General features: G+C 72.1%; 14 protein-coding genes. 10 read left to right on the top strand and 4 right to left on the bottom strand.

The annotated features are described in order from the left end of the window. Positions 1-98: 98 nt before the first annotated feature. Positions 99-1,388 (top strand): alginate lyase family protein, encoded by a 1,290-nt coding sequence (locus tag PV734_RS08235; RefSeq protein WP_319289102.1) that lies wholly within the window; start codon positions 99-101, stop codon positions 1,386-1,388. A gap of 35 nt (positions 1,389-1,423) precedes the next feature. Here the strand turns inward: PV734_RS08235 and PV734_RS08230 are convergent, their stop codons facing one another. Then, a complete protein-coding gene (locus PV734_RS08230; protein ID WP_319097287.1) occupies positions 1,424-1,624 on the bottom strand; it encodes a hypothetical protein in 201 nt (66 codons plus the stop codon). A gap of 169 nt (positions 1,625-1,793) precedes the next feature. On the opposite strand from PV734_RS08230, the gene PV734_RS08225 reads away from it, so the two are divergent. Further along, entirely contained in the window at positions 1,794-3,122 is a 1,329-nt protein-coding gene (locus PV734_RS08225) for a histidine kinase (protein ID WP_415924171.1), read from the top strand. Between the two features lie 47 nt (positions 3,123-3,169). Here the strand turns inward: PV734_RS08225 and PV734_RS08220 are convergent, their stop codons facing one another. Continuing rightward, positions 3,170-4,204, bottom strand: coding sequence for an aldo/keto reductase (locus tag PV734_RS08220; protein ID WP_319097284.1), 1,035 nt, complete (start codon positions 4,202-4,204; stop codon positions 3,170-3,172). A gap of 97 nt (positions 4,205-4,301) precedes the next feature. Between PV734_RS08220 and PV734_RS08215 the strand changes: the two genes are divergently transcribed. Continuing rightward, positions 4,302-4,982, top strand: coding sequence for a response regulator transcription factor (locus tag PV734_RS08215; RefSeq protein WP_319289100.1), 681 nt, complete (start codon positions 4,302-4,304; stop codon positions 4,980-4,982). A gap of 61 nt (positions 4,983-5,043) precedes the next feature. On the opposite strand, the gene PV734_RS08210 is transcribed toward PV734_RS08215, so the two are convergent. Then, on the bottom strand, positions 5,044-6,057 hold the full coding sequence (locus PV734_RS08210; protein WP_319097282.1) for a Gfo/Idh/MocA family oxidoreductase: 1,014 nt from the start codon (positions 6,055-6,057) through the stop codon (positions 5,044-5,046). A 129-nt stretch (positions 6,058-6,186) separates the two neighbouring features. On the opposite strand from PV734_RS08210, the gene PV734_RS08205 reads away from it, so the two are divergent. From PV734_RS08205 to PV734_RS08180, 6 genes are all read left to right on the top strand, one after another. Continuing rightward, positions 6,187-6,924 (top strand): GntR family transcriptional regulator, encoded by a 738-nt coding sequence (locus tag PV734_RS08205; protein ID WP_319289184.1) that lies wholly within the window; start codon positions 6,187-6,189, stop codon positions 6,922-6,924. A gap of 175 nt (positions 6,925-7,099) precedes the next feature. Next, positions 7,100-8,287 (top strand): ROK family glucokinase, encoded by a 1,188-nt coding sequence (locus PV734_RS08200; protein ID WP_319097281.1) that lies wholly within the window; start codon positions 7,100-7,102, stop codon positions 8,285-8,287. Beyond that, positions 8,284-8,886 (top strand): sugar kinase, encoded by a 603-nt coding sequence (locus PV734_RS08195; protein ID WP_319097279.1) that lies wholly within the window; start codon positions 8,284-8,286, stop codon positions 8,884-8,886. Before PV734_RS08200 ends, PV734_RS08195 begins: the two co-directional genes overlap by 4 nt. Before the next feature lie 114 nt (positions 8,887-9,000). Then, on the top strand, positions 9,001-11,841 hold the full coding sequence (locus PV734_RS08190; RefSeq protein ID WP_319289099.1) for a DEAD/DEAH box helicase: 2,841 nt from the start codon (positions 9,001-9,003) through the stop codon (positions 11,839-11,841). After that, positions 11,841-14,447 carry an SWIM zinc finger family protein gene (locus PV734_RS08185; protein WP_319289098.1) on the top strand — a complete coding sequence of 869 codons (2,607 nt, stop codon included), beginning with the start codon at positions 11,841-11,843 and terminating at the stop codon, positions 14,445-14,447. The genes PV734_RS08190 and PV734_RS08185 overlap by 1 nt, the downstream gene beginning before the upstream one ends. Positions 14,448-15,143: 696 nt before the next feature. Next, entirely contained in the window at positions 15,144-15,539 is a 396-nt protein-coding gene (locus tag PV734_RS08180; RefSeq protein ID WP_319097277.1) for a nuclear transport factor 2 family protein, read from the top strand. Positions 15,540-15,559: 20 nt separating this feature from the next. On the opposite strand, the gene PV734_RS08175 is transcribed toward PV734_RS08180, so the two are convergent. Beyond that, positions 15,560-15,934, bottom strand: coding sequence for a helix-turn-helix domain-containing protein (locus tag PV734_RS08175; RefSeq protein WP_319097275.1), 375 nt, complete (start codon positions 15,932-15,934; stop codon positions 15,560-15,562). A gap of 201 nt (positions 15,935-16,135) precedes the next feature. Here PV734_RS08175 and PV734_RS08170 point away from each other — a divergent pair, with 201 nt between their 5' ends. After that, positions 16,136-16,579, top strand: a complete 444-nt coding sequence (locus PV734_RS08170) for a MarR family winged helix-turn-helix transcriptional regulator (RefSeq protein ID WP_415924170.1) — start codon at positions 16,136-16,138, stop codon at positions 16,577-16,579. The last annotated feature ends 48 nt before the right edge of the window (positions 16,580-16,627 follow it).

Below are 16,627 nucleotides of genomic sequence, written 5' to 3'. Positions count from 1 at the left end.
ATGTGCTGTCCGCACTCCGTCCGTGTTCTGTCCTTGTTTGTTCCAGTCTGTCCCCGCGTCACCATTCCCACGTTCGCCCACCTGAACGGAGTGGATCGTTGAGTGCACCCTCGGCACTGTCACGACCGGTCGTCCTCCTGGTGGCCTTCATCGCGTTCGCCGTCGGCGCCGCCGTCCCCACCGCCTCGGCGCGGGTGACGGCGGGGTCGGCGCCCGAGGTCCCGCACACGGCCGTACTGGACGGCGCCCAGCTCCAGCGGACCAGGCTTCGCGTGATGAACGGCGACCGCCAACTGCGCCGCGCCGTCGACGCGTTGACCGCCCGAGCCGCCAAATGGCTGAGCCAGGGCCCCTGGACGGTCGTCGACAAACCACGCCCCGCACCCGGCGGCGACGTCCACGACTATCTGAGCCAGGCGCCCTACTGGTGGCCCTCCAAGCCCCCGACCAGCGACAACGCCTGGGGCTGCCCGTATGTGCAACGCGACGGCGAGCGCAACCCCGAGGTCGACACCGGCACCGACCGCCAGGACGTCGAGAAGACCTTCGACGCCGCGTACGACCTCTCTCTCGCCTGGTACTACACCGGCGAGAAGCGGTACGCCGAGAAGGCCGGGCAGGTGCTGCGCACCTGGTTCCTCGACCCGGCCACGAGGATGAACCCGAACCTGAACCACGCGCAGTTCATCCCGTGCAGGTACGACGGTCGAGCCATCGGCATCATCGACTTCTCGCAGTCCTTCACCAGCGTCCTCGACGCGCTCGCCCTGCTGGACACCGGCGCCCCGGGCTGGACCCGCAAGGACCGGGCCGGCATGACGAAGTGGAACCGCGACTTCCTCGGCTGGCTCAGGACCAGCGACTTCGGCAGCGAGGAGGCCGCCGCCACCAACAACCACGGCACCTTCTACGACATGCAGCTCGCCGCACTGGCCTACGCGACCGGCGACAGGGACCTGGCCCGGCGAACCGTCCTCACCGTCCGCGGCACACGCGTCGCGGCGCAGATCGCGTCCGACGGCAGCCAGCCACAGGAGCTGGCACGGACCAGGAGCTGGCACTACTCGACCTTCGCCCTGGTCGCCCACACCCGGCTCGCCGCCATCGGCCGGCACGTCGGCGTGAACCTGTGGGAGTACCGGGGCCCGGACGGGCAGAGCCTGTTCAAAGCGGTGGACTACCTGCTGCCCGCCGCGACAGGAGCGGCCGCCTGGCCCCATCAGGAACTCGGATTCCTGCGCTACGCCGCGGACGACATCGTCCACGCCGCCGCCGACGCGGGTGATGTACGGGCCCGGCGGGCGGTCCCTCTGCTGGAGGAGCCGCCGGACGGTGACCTCTGGGCCCTGCGCCCCGCGGCGGAACAACTCGACTCCATCGCGGGCTGATCCGTGGCCACCAGGCCATCAGGCTCCCACGTCGGTCACCCGGACCTACGGCTCTCGGCCGCGGCGAACAGTGCGAAGGACAGCACGAGCAGTGCGACACTCGCGTAGATCTCGTAGCCGTCGAGGAATCCGAGCTTCTGTACGAGACCCCAGTGCACGTCGGTGAATTCGTCCAGCAGACCCGCGACGCCCTGCGCCAGGGCGATAGAACCGGCGATTTCCAGCAACAGCCTCATGTCGGGATCCTCGCTCCGTGTACCTCCCGTCCGCATCGGCCGCGGGGCGAGGACGGCTCTTCCGAAGTCGGCGGTCGCTTCCGCGTGGCGCGCCGAAAGTCTGCGGTGGCGTGACTTTGGTCGACGATCACGGCTCGGCGCGGGTGGCACGGGCCATCACCCCATAGATTTGTCGACTGTGAGAGGTGACAGGTCGACATCCGATCCCGCGGCCGTTCCCGAGCCCGCGACGGCGTTCCCGGGGCGGCGATGGCTCTTCCCGTCGGCCGTGCTCGACGGCCTCGACCCCGGTCCCGACCCCGGTCCCAGCTCCGGCACCGCTCGGCAGCGCGCCCGGTGGTTCGGGGCGTCCGCACAGCCCCGGCGCACCGCCCGCGACTGGGTCGTCGACTTCACCTGCTTTCTGCTGGCCGTCCTCGTCGGCGTGCTGGGCGCGGTCGCCCTGGCCGACGACCCGAACACCCCGCACGCCGTCGCCGCCCTCGACCAGTGGGTCGGCGCCCTCTCCTGCGCCGCCGTGTGGCTGCGCCGCCGCTGGCCGCTCGGTCTGGCCGTCGCGATGCTCGCGGCCGGCCTCGTGTCGAGTACCGCGGGCGGCGCCGGTCTGGTCGCCCTCTTCTCCCTCGCCGTGCACCGCCCCTTCCGGTACGTCGGCCTGGTCAGTGGTGCCTCCGTCGTGGTGATCCCGTTGTTCTACTGGCTGCGCCCCGACCCGGACCTGCCCTACTTCGGCGCGGTGGTCCTCAGCGTCCTGCTGACCGCGACCGCGGTCGGCTGGGGCATGTTCGTACGGGCCAAGCGGCAGCTCATGGTGAGCCTGCGGGACCGGCTGCGGCGGGCCGAGACTGAGGCGGCGCTCCGGGCCGAACAGGCGCAGCGGCTCGCCCGCGAGGCCATCGCCCGTGAGATGCACGACGTGCTCGCCCACCGACTCACCCTGCTGAGCGTGCACGCCGGCGCGCTGGAGTTCCGGCCCGACGCACCCCACAAGGAGGTCGCGCGGGCCGCCGGGGTCATCCGGGAGAGCGCGCACGACGCCCTCCAGGACCTGCGGGAGATCATCGGCGTCCTGCGGGCGGGCGACCCGGAGGAGGCGGGGCGCCCGCAGCCGACGCTGGCCGCGCTCGACATCCTGGTGACCGAGTCCCGCGAGGCCGGTATGAAGATCGCACTGGATGGCCGGGTGGCGACCCCGGCCGCCGTACCGGCCTCCATCGGCCGCACCGCCTACCGGATCGTCCAGGAGTGCCTCACCAACGCCCGTAAGCACGCCCCGGGCGCCGAGGTCACGGTGTCCCTCACGGGCGCCCCGGGCGACGGCCTGGCCGTCTCCGTACGCAACCCCGCACCCCCGGGGGAGGTCCCGGAGGTCCCCGGCTCCGGACAGGGCCTGATCGGCCTGACCGAGCGCGCGACCCTGGCGGGCGGGCGGCTGGAACACGGCACGGAGCCGGGCGGGGGATTCGCCGTCAGGGCCTGGCTGCCGTGGGGTGCCTGACGACACCTCCTTCGTGTCAGCACCCCTCTTCGAGGAGGAGGGTGCTGTCAGCCGCGCGCCGTACGCGGTACCACCCGGCGTCCCGCCTCCCCGTACACCCAGGCAGAGGTCTCCTCGATGAACTCGGTCGGGAAACCGGGCCGGAATCCGGTGGTCTCCTCCAGCCCGGCCACCAGGTCGGCGGGGAGCGTCAGTTCGGCCGCGCCGAGGTTGTCGGTGAGCTGCTCGACCCGGCGCGCGCCCACGATCGGGTGCACGGCGGGGGAGTGCGCCATCGTCCAAGCGATGGCCACCTGAGCCGGGGACACGCCGAGTTCGTCGGCCGCCGACTGCACCGCCGCCGCCACCGCGTGCTCGCGCTCGCCGATCGCGTCCGCGGACAGCCGCACCGACTCGTCGGGGCCGATGCCACGCGCGCGGGTGTACTTGCCGGACAGAATGCCGTTCTGCAGCGGACTCCAGGCCGCCACCGACATCCCGAACGCCTCGGCCATGGGCAGCAGTTCACGTTCGACGTCCCGGTTGAGCAGGCTGTACGGCACCTGGAGTGCGGCGAACTGCGACCAACCCCGCCACTCCGCCAGGGTGTTGGCCCGGGACACCACCCAGGCCGGGGCGTCCGAGATGCCGACATACAGCACCTTCCCGGAGCGCACGGCGTCGTCGAGGGCGCGCATGGTCTCCTCGACGGGCGTGGCCCGGTCCCAGATGTGCACCCAGTACACGTCCACGTAGTCCGTGCCGAGCCGGCGCAGGCTCGTCTCCAGGGACAGCGTCAGATTCTTGCGATGGTTGCCCGCGGCGTTGGGGTCGGCGCCGTCGCGCGAGATCGTGTACTTCGTGGACAGCACGAGCCGGTCGCGCCGCCCCCTGAGGAGTTCGCCCAGGATCGTCTCGCTCGCACCGCCGCGGTAGTTGATCGCCGTGTCGACGACGTTCCCACCCGCGTTCTCGTACGCGTCGAGGATGCGCGCGCACTCGTCCTTGGGCGCCCCCACCCCGCCCTGCTCTCCGAAGGTCATGGCTCCGAGGAAGAGCTCGGAGACGCGTAGCCCCGTCCTGCCCAGCAGTCGGTAACGCACGAAAGGCCCCTCGTTTCACCGGAGTTCAGGTCGGCAATCTAGCCGGGCCCGCGCCCGCGCACCGCCGGACGCCGCACAACCGTGATTACGTGGGGCCATGACCGTGATCAGACTGCTCCTCGTCGACGACGACCCCCTGGTACGGGCAGGGCTGTCCCTCATGATGGGCGGCGCCGAGGACATCGAGATCGTCGGCGAGGCCGCCGACGGCAGCGAGGTGGAGGCCCTCGTCGGCCGCACCGGCCCGGACGTCGTGCTCATGGACATCCGGATGCCGACGGTGGACGGACTCACCGCCACCGAACGCCTGAGGTCCCGCGAGGACGCCCCGCAGGTCGTGGTCCTCACCACCTTCCACGCGGACGACCAGGTACTGCGCGCTCTGCGCGCGGGAGCCGCCGGCTTCGTCCTCAAGGACACCCCGCCCGCCGATATCCTCGCCGCGGTCCGCCGGGTCGCGGCCGGGGACCCCGTCCTTTCGCCCGCCGTGACCCGCCAGTTGATGGCGCACGCGGCCGGCGGCACGGCCGACACCCGGCGGGCCGACGCCCGGGACCGGACAGCCGCGCTGAACGACAGGGAACGCGAGGTCGCGGTCGCCGTCGGCCAGGGCCGGTCGAACGCCGAGATCGCCGCCGCGCTGTTCATGAGCGTGGCCACCGTCAAGACACACGTCTCCCGCATCCTCGCCAAACTCGACCTCAACAACCGGGTGCAGATCGCTCTGCTGGCGTACGACGCGGGACTCCTGGAAGAAGACGGGCAGGACCGGCCGTAGGCGACGACGGACGTACATCGCCCACTGTCTACCGTCTGCAGCCCGTTGTCTGCCCCGGCCCTCAGTCCCACCCGCCCGGGATCTCGGCGAGGTGTACGGGTCTGCGCTCCCGTCTGGACAGTTCACAGGCCTCGGCGACGCGCAGGGCCTGCAGTGCCTCCCGGCCGTCGCACGGGTTGGCGCGCTCACCGCGCACCACCTCGACGAACGCCGACAGCTCCTCCTCGTAGGCGGGCCCGAAACGCTCCAGGAAGCCCGTCCACGGCTTGGTCGCGGCCGGCGGACCCGCCGGTTCGGTCGACGCGATCGGCGTACGGTCGTCCAGGCCGACGCCGACCTGGTCCAGCTCGCCGGCCAGCTCCATGCGGACGTCGTAGCCCGCGCCGTTCATACGGGTCGCCGTCGCCGTGGCGAGCGTGCCGTCGTCCAGGGTGAGTACCGCGGCGGCCGTACCGACGTCGCCGGCCTCGCGGAACATCGGGGGCCCGGCGTCCGACCCCGTCGCGTACACCTCGACGATCTCGTGCCCCGTCACCCAGCGCAGGATGTCGAAGTCGTGGATCAGGGTGTCCCGGTACAGCCCGCCCGACAGCGGCAGATACTCGGGCGGGGGAGGCGTCTGGTCCGACGTCATCATGCGGACGGTGTGCAGACGGCCGAGCCTCCCGGAACGCACGGCCTCGCGGGCACCCGTGTAGCCGACGTCGAAGCGGCGCTGGAAACCCATCTGAAGGATGGTGCCGGCCGCCTCCACCTCGGCGATCGCGGCCAGGGTGGCAGGCAGATCGAGCGCTATGGGCTTCTCGCAGAACACCGGGAGACCCGAGCGTGCTGCCCGACCGATCAGTTCGGCGTGGGCCGAGGTGGCCGCGGTGATCACCACGGCGTCCACGCCCCAGGTGAAGATCTCGTCGACACCCGGCGCTGCCGTGGCTCCTAAGCGGTGGGCGAGATCCTGTGCCCGCCCGCTGTCCGCGTCCGTGACGATGAGGGATCCCCCCACCTCGCGGTGACGGCTGAGGGTGTTCGCGTGGAATGTGCCGATGCGGCCCGTCCCGATGACTCCGATGCGCATGAGAACCAAACTGGGGTCCGACAGCCGCGCTGTCAATGCATATGTCAGGACAACCGAACTACACGACTTCCCGTCAACAACCACCGGAGCTACGCTCGGGCCGTGCCGAAACCAGATGTGGATCCGACAGTGCCGCTGGAACTCAGTGTGGACCGGAACAGCCCGGTACCGCTCTACTTCCAGCTGTCCCAGCAGCTCGAAGCCGCCATCGAGCACGGAGCACTCACTCCCGGCAGCCTGCTGGGCAACGAGATAGAGCTGGCCGGACGGCTCGGTCTGTCCCGCCCCACCGTGCGCCAGGCCATCCAGTCCCTCGTGGACAAGGGCCTGCTCGTCCGCCGCCGGGGGGTCGGCACACAGGTCGTGCACAGCCAGGTCAAACGCCCTCTGGAACTGAGCAGCCTCTACGACGACCTGGAGGCGGCGGGTCAGCGCCCCGCGACCAGGGTGCTCGTCAACACGGTCGTGCCGGCCTCCGCCGAGGTCGCCGCCGCGCTCAACGTGGCCGAGGACAGCGACGTACACCGTGTGGAACGGCTGAGGTCGGCGCACGGCGAGCCGATGGCGTACCTCTGCAACTACCTGCCGCCCGGCCTGTTGGACCTGGACACCGGCCAGCTGGAGGCCACCGGGCTGTACCGGCTGATGCGTGCCGCCGGAATCACCCTGCACAGCGCCCGCCAGTCGATCGGCGCACGCGGAGCGACGGCCGAGGAGGCGGAACGCCTCACCGAACGCGAGGGCGCCCCCCTGCTCACGATGCAGCGCACCACCTACGACGACACCGGCCGCGCCGTCGAGTTCGGCACCCACACCTACCGCCCCACGCGCTACTCGTTCGAGTTCCGACTACTGGTACGCCCCTAGAGGTACTGGAGCAAGGGGCGCAGCCCCGTACCTCCAGGGGCGCGGGGCTGGGACATCAGCGGCTCCGCCGCGGGGCGCGAACAACCACAACGCACCCGCACCCGGCAAACATCCCGCACCACCCCATCGCTCCCCCGCGCGCCAACGGGTCCCCCCGTGAGGCAGAATCGCCGCAATGAGCACCTACCGCGACCTCGCACTCCCCCGGGCTCTCAACGCAACCGGCGGGGGAAGCGCCCCCATAGGCTCCCGCCGGGCACCGGCGCTGCGCACCGTCGGCACACGCGAGCGCCGTTCCCACCTCACGGCCCCCCGCGTACCCACGGTCGGTATCGACATCGGCGGCACGAAGGTGATGGCGGGTGTCGTCGACGCGGACGGCAACATCCTGGAGACGATCCGCACCGAGACGCCGGACAAGTCCAAGAGCCCCAAGGTCGTCGAGGACACCATCACCGAGCTGGTCCTTGACCTCTCCGACCGGCACGACGTGCACGCCGTCGGCATCGGTGCGGCCGGCTGGGTCGACGCCGAACGCAACCGGGTCCTGTTCGCCCCCCACCTGTCCTGGCGCAACGAGCCCCTGCGCGACCGCCTCGCGGGCCGGCTGGCCGTCCCCGTCCTGGTCGACAACGACGCCAACGCCGCCGCCTGGGCGGAGTGGCGCTTCGGCGCGGGGCGCGGCGAGGACCACCTCGTCATGATCACCCTCGGCACCGGCATCGGCGGCGCCATCCTGGAGGACGGCCAGGTCAAGCGCGGCAAGTTCGGCGTCGCCGGCGAGTTCGGCCATATGCAGGTCGTGCCCGGCGGCCACCGCTGCCCGTGCGGCAACCGCGGCTGCTGGGAGCAGTACAGCTCCGGCAACGCCCTGGTCAGAGAGGCCCGCGAACTCGCGGCGGCCGACTCACCGGTGGCGTACGGGATCATCGAGCACGTCAAGGGCAACATCGCCGACATCACCGGTCCGATGATCACCCAGCTGGCCCGCGAGGGCGACGCCATGTGCATCGAACTGCTCCAGGACATCGGTCAGTGGCTCGGCGTCGGCATCGCCAACCTGGCCGCCGCCCTCGACCCCTCCTGCTTCGTCATCGGCGGCGGTGTCTCCGCGGCCGACGACCTGCTGATCGGCCCCGCCCGGGACGCCTTCCGCCGCCACCTCACCGGGCGCGGCTACCGCCCCGAGGCCCGCATCGCCCGCGCGCAGCTCGGCCCCGAGGCCGGCATGGTCGGTGCCGCAGACCTCGCCCGCCTGGTCGCCCGCCGCTTCCGGCGCGCCAACCGGCGCCGCCTCGAGAGGTACGAGCGCTTCGAGAAGTTCGTCGAGACCACCCGCCGCGCCACCCAGGGGCCCCTGTGACCGCCTCCCTGCCCCGTCAGGCCATGCCGCCGGACGAGCTGCCCGGCCCGCCGGAGGACCGCCGCCACAGGAACCGCAGGCGCGCCCTGACCCTGCTGATCATCGTGCTCCTCATCGGCGTCCCGGCCGGCTATCTGGTGATCTCCGCCAACCAGAGCCGTGACAGCGGCTTGGACAAGGAACGCAAGTGGGCCGCGAGGGGCCTCACCAAGGCCTGGCCCTCCAAGGTCCAGCGCCACATCTACGAAGTACCCGTCCCGCGCCAGGCCGACGGCGAGGGCATCCTGTCGACGAAGGTCGCCTACTACGAGACGAACAACTGGCGCACCAGCCGCCTGTATGTCCAGTTCATGACCACGAACGCGGGACTCGACTACTTCTTCAAGGCCATGGGAGTCCCCCGCACCAGCCTGAAGAAGGACCAGTTCCCCATCAGCGCCCGGGACCAGAAGATCGTCGGCTGGAAGTTCAAGGAGCCGGGCCCGTGGTGGGGACTCGCCCACCCGCAGAAGAACCCGGCACCCACGCAGCACATCGTCGTCAAGTGGGCGAAGCCCAACCACTACATGGTGTACGTCGTCTCGCGAACGACCCCCTGACCGGCCACGTGACCGCCCCCGGCCCGCCGCCGGGACCGATTGTCAGACCCCGCCCGTACAGTCGAAGACGTCCGACTCGACGGACACGACACGAGGGCGGGAGGTGACGTACGCATGAGCGACATGAGCGAGGAGACACCGGCGACAGCGCCGGCGGACGTGTCCGTGCGCCTCGCGGCCGTCTTCCTCCCCGCACCCCTCCCGCGCCAGGGCCGCGTCGCCTTCTGGGACCCCGAAGGGGACACGGGCCTGCCCGACGAGGGCGCCGGTCGTACGGAACTGACGGTCGTACGACGGCACGGCGCCGGAGTCCGCCGCCGCACCACCCCCGCGCTCACGTTGCCCGTCGACGCGGCGCTGCCCCTGCTCGTGCGGGCCCGCCGCGACCCAGCCGCTCACCCCGCCACGGCCTGCTGGGGCGCCGCCGCGCTGCACGCCCTACGGCTCACGGCCCGCGGCAGGCTGCTCCCCGGGCTCACCCCCGCCGGCCACGACGCCTGGCGCGCGGGCCCACTGGACCCCGACGACATCGCCCACCTCAGGGCCATCGCCGCGGCCCTGCCTTATGAGGGCCACGCGGTGCCGCTGCCCGGCCCAGGACCCCTGCTGCTGCCCGAGCCGGAGGCACTGCTGCGCGCCTTCCTGGACGCCGTCGCGGACACCCTGCCGCGCACCCCGGCGGCCCCGTACGCCTCGGGGATGCCCTTCGCCGCGCGCCCGGCCCAGCGGCTGCCGGACGCCCACGACTGGGCGGCGGAGGTCGCCGCGGGCATGGACGCGGGCGTGCGGATCTCGCTCCGCCTCGACCTGTCGGCGTACGAACTGTTCGACGACCCCGACCGAGTCCGCACCGCGGGCGCGGCGGTCGTCCAGGTGCACAGTCTCGCCGACCCCACCCTGGTGACCGACGCGGCCACCCTGTGGGCGGGCACCGCGGACGCGGCCTTCGGAGCACGCGCCCGCGTGGACGCCGCCCTGGCGGTGCGCCGCGCGGCCCGGGTGTGGCCCCCGCTCGACCGTCTCACCGAGCAGGAGTCTCCCGACGTCCTGGCCCTCTCCGAGGAGGAGTTGTACGACCTCCTCGGGGTGGCCGCGACCCGGCTCGCCGCCGCCGGAGTCGCCGTGCACTGGCCCCGGGACCTCGCCCAGGATCTGACCGCCCAGGCAGTCGTCCGCCCGGCACCCGGCTCGGCGAAGGACGGCACCGGCTTCTTCGAGAGCGAGGAACTCCTCCAGTTCCGCTGGCAGTTGGCGCTCGGCGGAGACCCGCTCACCGAGGCCGAGATGGACCAGCTGGCGGAGGCCCATCGTCCTGTCGTCCGGCTCAAGGACCAGTGGGTGCTCGTCGACCCGGCCCTCGTACGCAAGGCACGCAAGCGCGAACTGGGCCTGCTCGACCCGGTCGACGCGCTCTCGGCCGCACTGACCGGCCGCGTCGAGGTCGACGGCGAGAGTGTCGAGGCGGTCCCGGTCGGCGCGCTGGCGGCCCTGCGCGACCGGCTGACGGCCGGCATCACCCCGGTGGAACCGCCCCCGGGGCTGAAGGCCCGCCTCCGCGACTACCAGCTCCGGGGACTGGCCTGGCTGGATCTCATGACCTCCCTCGGCCTGGGTGGCTGCCTCGCCGACGACATGGGGCTCGGCAAGACGATCACCGTCATCGCCCTGCATCTGCGGCGGGCCCGCAGCGAACCGACCCTGGTGGTCTGCCCGGCCTCCCTGCTGGGCAACTGGCAGCGCGAGATCACGAAGTTCGCCCCCGGCGTCTCCGTCCGCCGGTTCCACGGCCCCGACCGCACCCTGGACGACACTCCGGGCGGCTTCGTCCTCACGACGTACGGCACCATGCGGTCGGCGGCGCCCCGGCTGGCCGAGCAGTCGTGGGGAATGGTCGTCGCGGACGAGGCGCAGCACGTCAAGAACCCGTACTCGGCCACCGCGAAGGCGCTGCGCACCATCCCGACCCCCGCGCGCGTGGCCCTCACCGGCACCCCCGTGGAGAACAACCTCTCCGAACTCTGGGCCCTGCTCGACTGGACCACCCCGGGCCTCCTGGGCCCCCTCAAGTCCTTCCGCGCCCGACACGCACGGGCGGTGGAGACAGGCGAGGACGAGGAGGCCGTCGCCCGGCTCGCCCGGCTGGTCCGTCCCTTCCTGCTGCGCCGCAAGAAGTCCGACCCGGGCATCGTCCCGGAACTGCCGCCGAAGACGGAGACGGACCACCCGGTCCCCCTGACCCGCGAACAGGCCGCGCTGTACGAGGCGGTCGTGCGCGAGTCGCTGCTCGCCATCGAGACGGCGGACGGCATCGCCCGGCGAGGCCTGGTGCTGAAGCTGCTGACCTCCCTCAAGCAGATCTGTGACCACCCCGCCCTGTATCTGAAGGAGGAGGCCCCCGGGCCTGCCGCGGGCGACCGGCTGGCTGCCCGCTCCGGCAAACTCGCCCTGCTGGACGAGCTGTTGGACACCCTGCTGGCCGAGGACGGCTCGGCCCTGGTGTTCACCCAGTACGTGGGCATGGCCCGCCTGATCACGTCCCACCTCGCGGCCCGCGCGGTCCCGGTGGAACTGCTCCACGGCGGCACGCCCGTCGCGGAACGGGAACGCATGGTGGACCGCTTCCAGAGTGGCGCGACCCCGATCCTGATCCTCTCCCTGAAGGCCGCGGGCACGGGCCTGAACCTCACGCGCGCGGGCCATGTCATCCACTTCGACCGCTGGTGGAACCCGGCGGTCGAGGAACAGGCCACGGACCGCGCCTACCGCATCGGCCAGACCCAGCCCGTCCAGGTGCACCGCCTGATCACCGAGGGCACGGTCGAGGACCGCATCGCGGAGATGCTGGAGTCCAAGCGGGCCCTCGCCGACGCGATCCTGACCTCCGGCGAGTCGTCCTTCACGGAACTGACGGACCGGGCCCTGTCCGACCTGGTCTCGCTGCGGGGGGCGGTGTGATGACACCGGAGGAGCACCGGGAGCGGGAAGAGGAACGCGAGGTGGCGGGGGAGGTGTCGGTGTCGGAGGGGTGTGCGCGGCCGGGCGAGGCCGAGGAGAGCTGGGCCACCGGCGCGGTGTCCGGGCGGCACGAAGAGGCGGGGGAGGCGTCGGTGTCGCGGGGGCGTGCGTCGTCAGGCGAGGCGGAGGAAAACCGGGCCGTCGATGCCATGCGCGAGGGGCACGAAGAGGCGGGGGAGGCGCCGGCATCGGAGGGGAAGCCTCCGTCGGGCGAGGCCGAGGGGGATCGGGCCGCCGGTGTGGTGCCCAGGGGGCGTGGCGTGGTGGAGGAGGCGTCGGACGGGTGGCCTTTGTCGGGCGGGGGCGAGGGCAAGGGGGATCGGGTCAGCGCTGCGGTGCGCGCTGGGCATGACGTGGCGCGGGAGACATCGGACGGGACGCCTCGGTCCGACGAGACCGGGAGGGAGCGGCCGGCCGATGCCGCGCGCAGGGCGTTGCGGGCGGCGCGGGAGCGCGCGGGCCAAGAGGCGATCGGGACACCCGGCGAGGGCGAGGCCGTAGCGCGTGAGGGCCGGCCGGGAGACGCGGCTCGTGCGGCTCTGCGCGGCACCGCGACGCCGGCCGGAAGCCCGGAAGCCGAGACCCGCGCGGCGGACGTGAGCGGCCCGGAGGTTCCCGAGGCGCCGCAGGCGCGCACCGGCACCGGGAGCCACAAGAGCGGGCGGCCCGGAGATGTCGCTCGGGAGGCTCTGCGAGCCGCTCGCGAGGAGGCACGGCGGGCCCGGTTCGAAGCGGAGGCGGTGGCAGCCGAGACCACGCGGCCCCCCGTCCGGCCCACGCCAGGGCTGACGGCACGTGAGCGGCGCCCTGCGGACTCGGGGCGCGACGTACGGGAACTGCTCGCCCACTCCTTCGAGTTGCCCCCTGACCAGTCCCTCACCGACCCGGCGAGGAGCCCGGAGCCCTGGGACGACGACTCACGTCCGGACCCCTCGCCGCCGGTGACCGTCGGGGATGTCCTGCGCGCTGTCGCCGCGCCGGTCTCGCGACCCGGCACCGTGGGCGGCGAGAGCCCGTGGGCGGCGTCACCGGGCGGGGCGGGGGACACCTCGACCACGCCGGGCACTTCGGGCACCGCGAAGCCCCCGGGCACACCGAAGGCCCCCGGCACCGCGAACGTCGGAGGCCTCCATGGCACGCGGGAGACCCACGGCACCCGGGACATCGCGAGGTCCCGGCAGGCGGCACCGCCCGACGAAAACCACCCCAGCCACCCCAGTCACCCCGCGCCCCCCGGCATCTCACGCCTCGCCTCCTCGTCCTCCTCCATGGCCGCCCCCGGCCGTGACGGCGAGCTGCGTCGAACCTTCCCCGCTCTGCCGGCCTCGGGGAGCCGGACGGGGGCGGCCAGGCTTGCCGGCTTCGCGGAGAGCTGGTGGGGGAACGCCTGGGTGGCCGCTCTGGAGGAGGGCGCGCTGGACGCCGCCCGACTGGGACGGGGCCGCGGGTACGCGCAGAAGGGTCACGTCGATGCCATCACCGTGACCCCGGGGCTCGTACTCGCCTATGTACAGGGCTCCCGGCCACGGCCGTACCGCGTCCAGGTGCGGCTGCGCACCCTCGGCGACCAGGAGTGGGAGCGGTTCCTGGACGCCGCCGTGGAACGGCCAGGGCACATCGCCGCCCTGCTCGACAAGGAGATGCCCCACTCCCTCGCCGACTGCGGGGCACCGCTGCTGCCCCTCCCCGGCGACCTCGAACCCCGGTGCAGCTGCCCCGACTCCGGACACCCCTGCAAGCACGCCGCGGCCCTTTGCTACCAGACCGCCCGCCTTCTCGACGCCGACCCCTTCGTCCTGCTCCTCCTACGAGGCCGGGGCGAACGGGAGGTGCTCGACGAGTTGTCCCGGCGCAACGCCGCCCGAGCCGCCCGAGCCGTTCAGGAGCAGCAGCCGGCGTCCTTCCCCGGGGTCCGGGCCTCCGACGCGCTCGTCCCGCGCCGCCTCCCATCCCTCCCGGCCCCGCTGCCTCCCCGTCCGCACCCTGAGCCGCCACCGGCCTACCCGGCGTCCCCGGGAGGCCCGGACCCCTTCGCGCTGGACCAGCTGGCGACGGACGCCGCCGCCCGCGCCCACACACTGCTCACCTCCGGTCACGACCCGGTCGGTGAACTGACCCTGTGGCAGGACGCCGTACGTCTCGCCGCCGCCCGCCCCGGCTCCGGCCTCACCGCCGGTACCCGGTCCCTCTACTCGTCGCTCGCCAGAGCCGCCGGCCGCACCCCGGCGGATCTCTCACGTGCGGTGGCCGCCTGGCGGCAGGGCGGGCTCGACGGACTCGCGGTCCTCGAAGAGGTCTGGGACCCACCGGCGGGACGGTTCGACCGGGCCCGCCCTCTCCTCCTCGCCGCGGACCTCCCCGCCTTCAGACCCCGGCGCAACCACCTCACCCACCCGCGCGGCCACATCCAGCTGCGCCTGGGCCGCGACGGCCTCTGGTACGCGTACGAGTCCGAACCGGGCCACGACGACTGGTGGCCCCGAGGCACCCCCGACCTGGACCCGGTCGGCGCCCTCACCGGCCTCGGCAACCCGACAGAGCACTGACCCACCGACGCGATGGGCCCGGCACCGGCACCGGAGCCCACACCCGACACCCGACACCCCACATCGGGCGAACGATGACGAGCACGACCGGCCGCCATCCTCCGAGCAGGCCGTCGGCGCCCAGAGTCAGCAAACGGTTCGCTCATGCGGGAGCAGCACACAGCTGATCATCAGGCGGTCGGTGCGCCGACTGCCCTGGTAGACCCCTGAGCCGCACCGGGGTCCGGGGCGTGTCACCGGTGCCGGGCGCAGGTTCGGACGGTCGAGCGTGAGCGGCATCAGGCCCGCCGCCGCGTGCCACCCGTCCGCAGAGACATGGCAGCCGACGAAGGTGAGGGGCAGGGGCCCCACGGAATGAGGGCTGGGCAACACCGAAACCCAATGTGACCTGCGTCACTCCATCCCGCCCCATTGGTTACGTTGAGGTGACTGGATACCGATGGCGAGTATGGGGTTCAGCAGGAGAACTCGCCGAAGGAGAGGGTCCGGTCCTGGTGTGGCTTCACCGCACGCCCCGACTCCTCTCGGTGGGCCGGCAGGTCGGGGACGAACTCTGAGGCGGTGCCGAGGATCAGGTCTGCCCAGACCCGACCGCGCGTCGTTGATCCGTCCCGAGTGGCGCTTGTGGCGCCTCGCATCCCACCCGTAACAGCAAGTCGAACTGCCTCCGTGTCGGAGGCGTAAGGGAGTGTTGTCATGACCAGCAAGAACGTCGACATCGCGCGGGAGTACTTCCAGGCCGTTCAGACCGGTGACCTGGCCAAGGTCGGCGAGCTTCTCGACGAGGAGATCGTCTGGCATCAGCCGGGCGCCAACCGGTTCTCCGGTGAGCGCAAGGGGCGCGACGCCGTCTTCGCGATGCTCGGCGGGATGATGGAGGCCAGTCAGGGCTCGTTCGCCATCGACACGATCCACGCCCTCATGGGCAACGGTGACACGGTGGCCGCCTCGATCCACTTCGGTGGGCGGCGCGAGGGCGCGTCCATGGGCATGGACGGCGTGGATGTCCTGCGTCTCCAGGGCGGCAAGATCGTCGAGATGTGGCTGTTCTCCGGCGATCAGGACGCCGAGGACGCCTTCTGGGGCAAGTAGACAGTGGGGACCAGGCGCGGTCACTGACGGGCGTCATAGCTCTCGCGTGCGGCGAGTACCTCGGGGAAGTGATCCTCGGCCCAGAGGGCGAGTGCCTGGATCGGGGCGTACAGAGTGCGCCCCAGTGCGGTCAGCTCGTACTCGACCCGGGGTGGGACCTCGCCGTACACGTGCCGGGTGACGATTCCGTCGCGTTCCAGGTCCCGGAGCGTGTCGGTGAGGACCTTGGCGCTGATGCCGTCGACGTCGGTGCGCAGATCGCGGAAGCGCCTGGGACCCGCGCTGAGCGCGATGACCACCATGGCCGTCCACTTGTTGGCGATGCGGGCGAGCGATGTGCGGGACGGGCAGGTCGCCGTCATGACATCGAAGGCCGGAAACCGTGGCAGCGTCATACGCCCTCATTGGCTGTATCGAGGAGATTGTTACCGAAGGTAAGCATAAGAGCCCGGCGGGCGGTATTTCCACCGAGGCCGCCGGTGGGCACCCGTCCGGTGCCCACCCCCCTCTCCAGCAGCCGGTCGCGCCGCAGGCCTCGGTCGGTCCACGGATACCATGAGTTCATTCGCTGGAAGAATGTTCCCTGGAAGATGGCCGTGGCTGATCTGAAGCTGGTGTACCAGGACCTGGTGCGGTTCGAGATCGAGTTGTGGAATGCCGTCGACGCGCGGCTGCGTGCCGAATGCGACCTCCAGCTCACCTGGTTCGAGGTCATGCGACTGCTCGCGCAGCGCTCGCGGTGCCGCGTCCAGGACATGGCGGACGAGTTCGGCATCACCGTAGGTGGCACCAGTAAGGTGGTCGACCGCATCGAGGCCGCCGGTTACTGCCTGCGGCGCCCCAATCCGGACGATCGGCGCTCGTCGCTCGTCGAGCTCACGCCCGCGGGACGTCGCTCGGTGGACGGGGCCACGGAGGTCTTCGAGGCCGAGCTCGGGAAACGGATCGGGTCCGTCGTCCCCGAGCGGGACCTGGAGGCCTTCGCCGCCACACTGCGCGCGCTCCGGGCGGCCGGGCGTGCGGTGAGCGCAGCTCAGTAGCCGGAGCAGGTCCGCCACGGGCGCCTCCGGGCCCGAAGGGCGCTTGCG

This window comes from Streptomyces sp. AK08-02, assembly GCF_033795085.1.
GTDB classification, from domain to species: Bacteria; Actinomycetota; Actinomycetes; order Streptomycetales; family Streptomycetaceae; genus Streptomyces; species Streptomyces echiniscabiei.
This window is presented reverse-complemented; position numbering and strand designations above follow the sequence as displayed.

What these genes read in the sequence shown, in the direction of transcription:
- PV734_RS08230 (WP_319097287.1), bottom strand. Translation starts at nt 1,624, where the DNA reads ATGAGGCTGTTGCTGGAAATCGCCGGTTCTATCGCCCTGGCGCAGGGC.
- PV734_RS08215 (WP_319289100.1), top strand. Translation starts at nt 4,302, where the DNA reads ATGACCGTGATCAGACTGCTCCTCGTCGACGACGACCCCCTGGTACGG.
- PV734_RS08210 (WP_319097282.1), bottom strand. Translation starts at nt 6,057, where the DNA reads ATGCGCATCGGAGTCATCGGGACGGGCCGCATCGGCACATTCCACGCG.
- PV734_RS08200 (WP_319097281.1), top strand. Translation starts at nt 7,100, where the DNA reads ATGAGCACCTACCGCGACCTCGCACTCCCCCGGGCTCTCAACGCAACC.
- PV734_RS08190 (WP_319289099.1), top strand. Translation starts at nt 9,001, where the DNA reads ATGAGCGACATGAGCGAGGAGACACCGGCGACAGCGCCGGCGGACGTG.
- PV734_RS08185 (WP_319289098.1), top strand. Translation starts at nt 11,841, where the DNA reads ATGACACCGGAGGAGCACCGGGAGCGGGAAGAGGAACGCGAGGTGGCG.
- PV734_RS08180 (WP_319097277.1), top strand. Translation starts at nt 15,144, where the DNA reads ATGACCAGCAAGAACGTCGACATCGCGCGGGAGTACTTCCAGGCCGTT.
- PV734_RS08175 (WP_319097275.1), bottom strand. Translation starts at nt 15,934, where the DNA reads ATGACGCTGCCACGGTTTCCGGCCTTCGATGTCATGACGGCGACCTGC.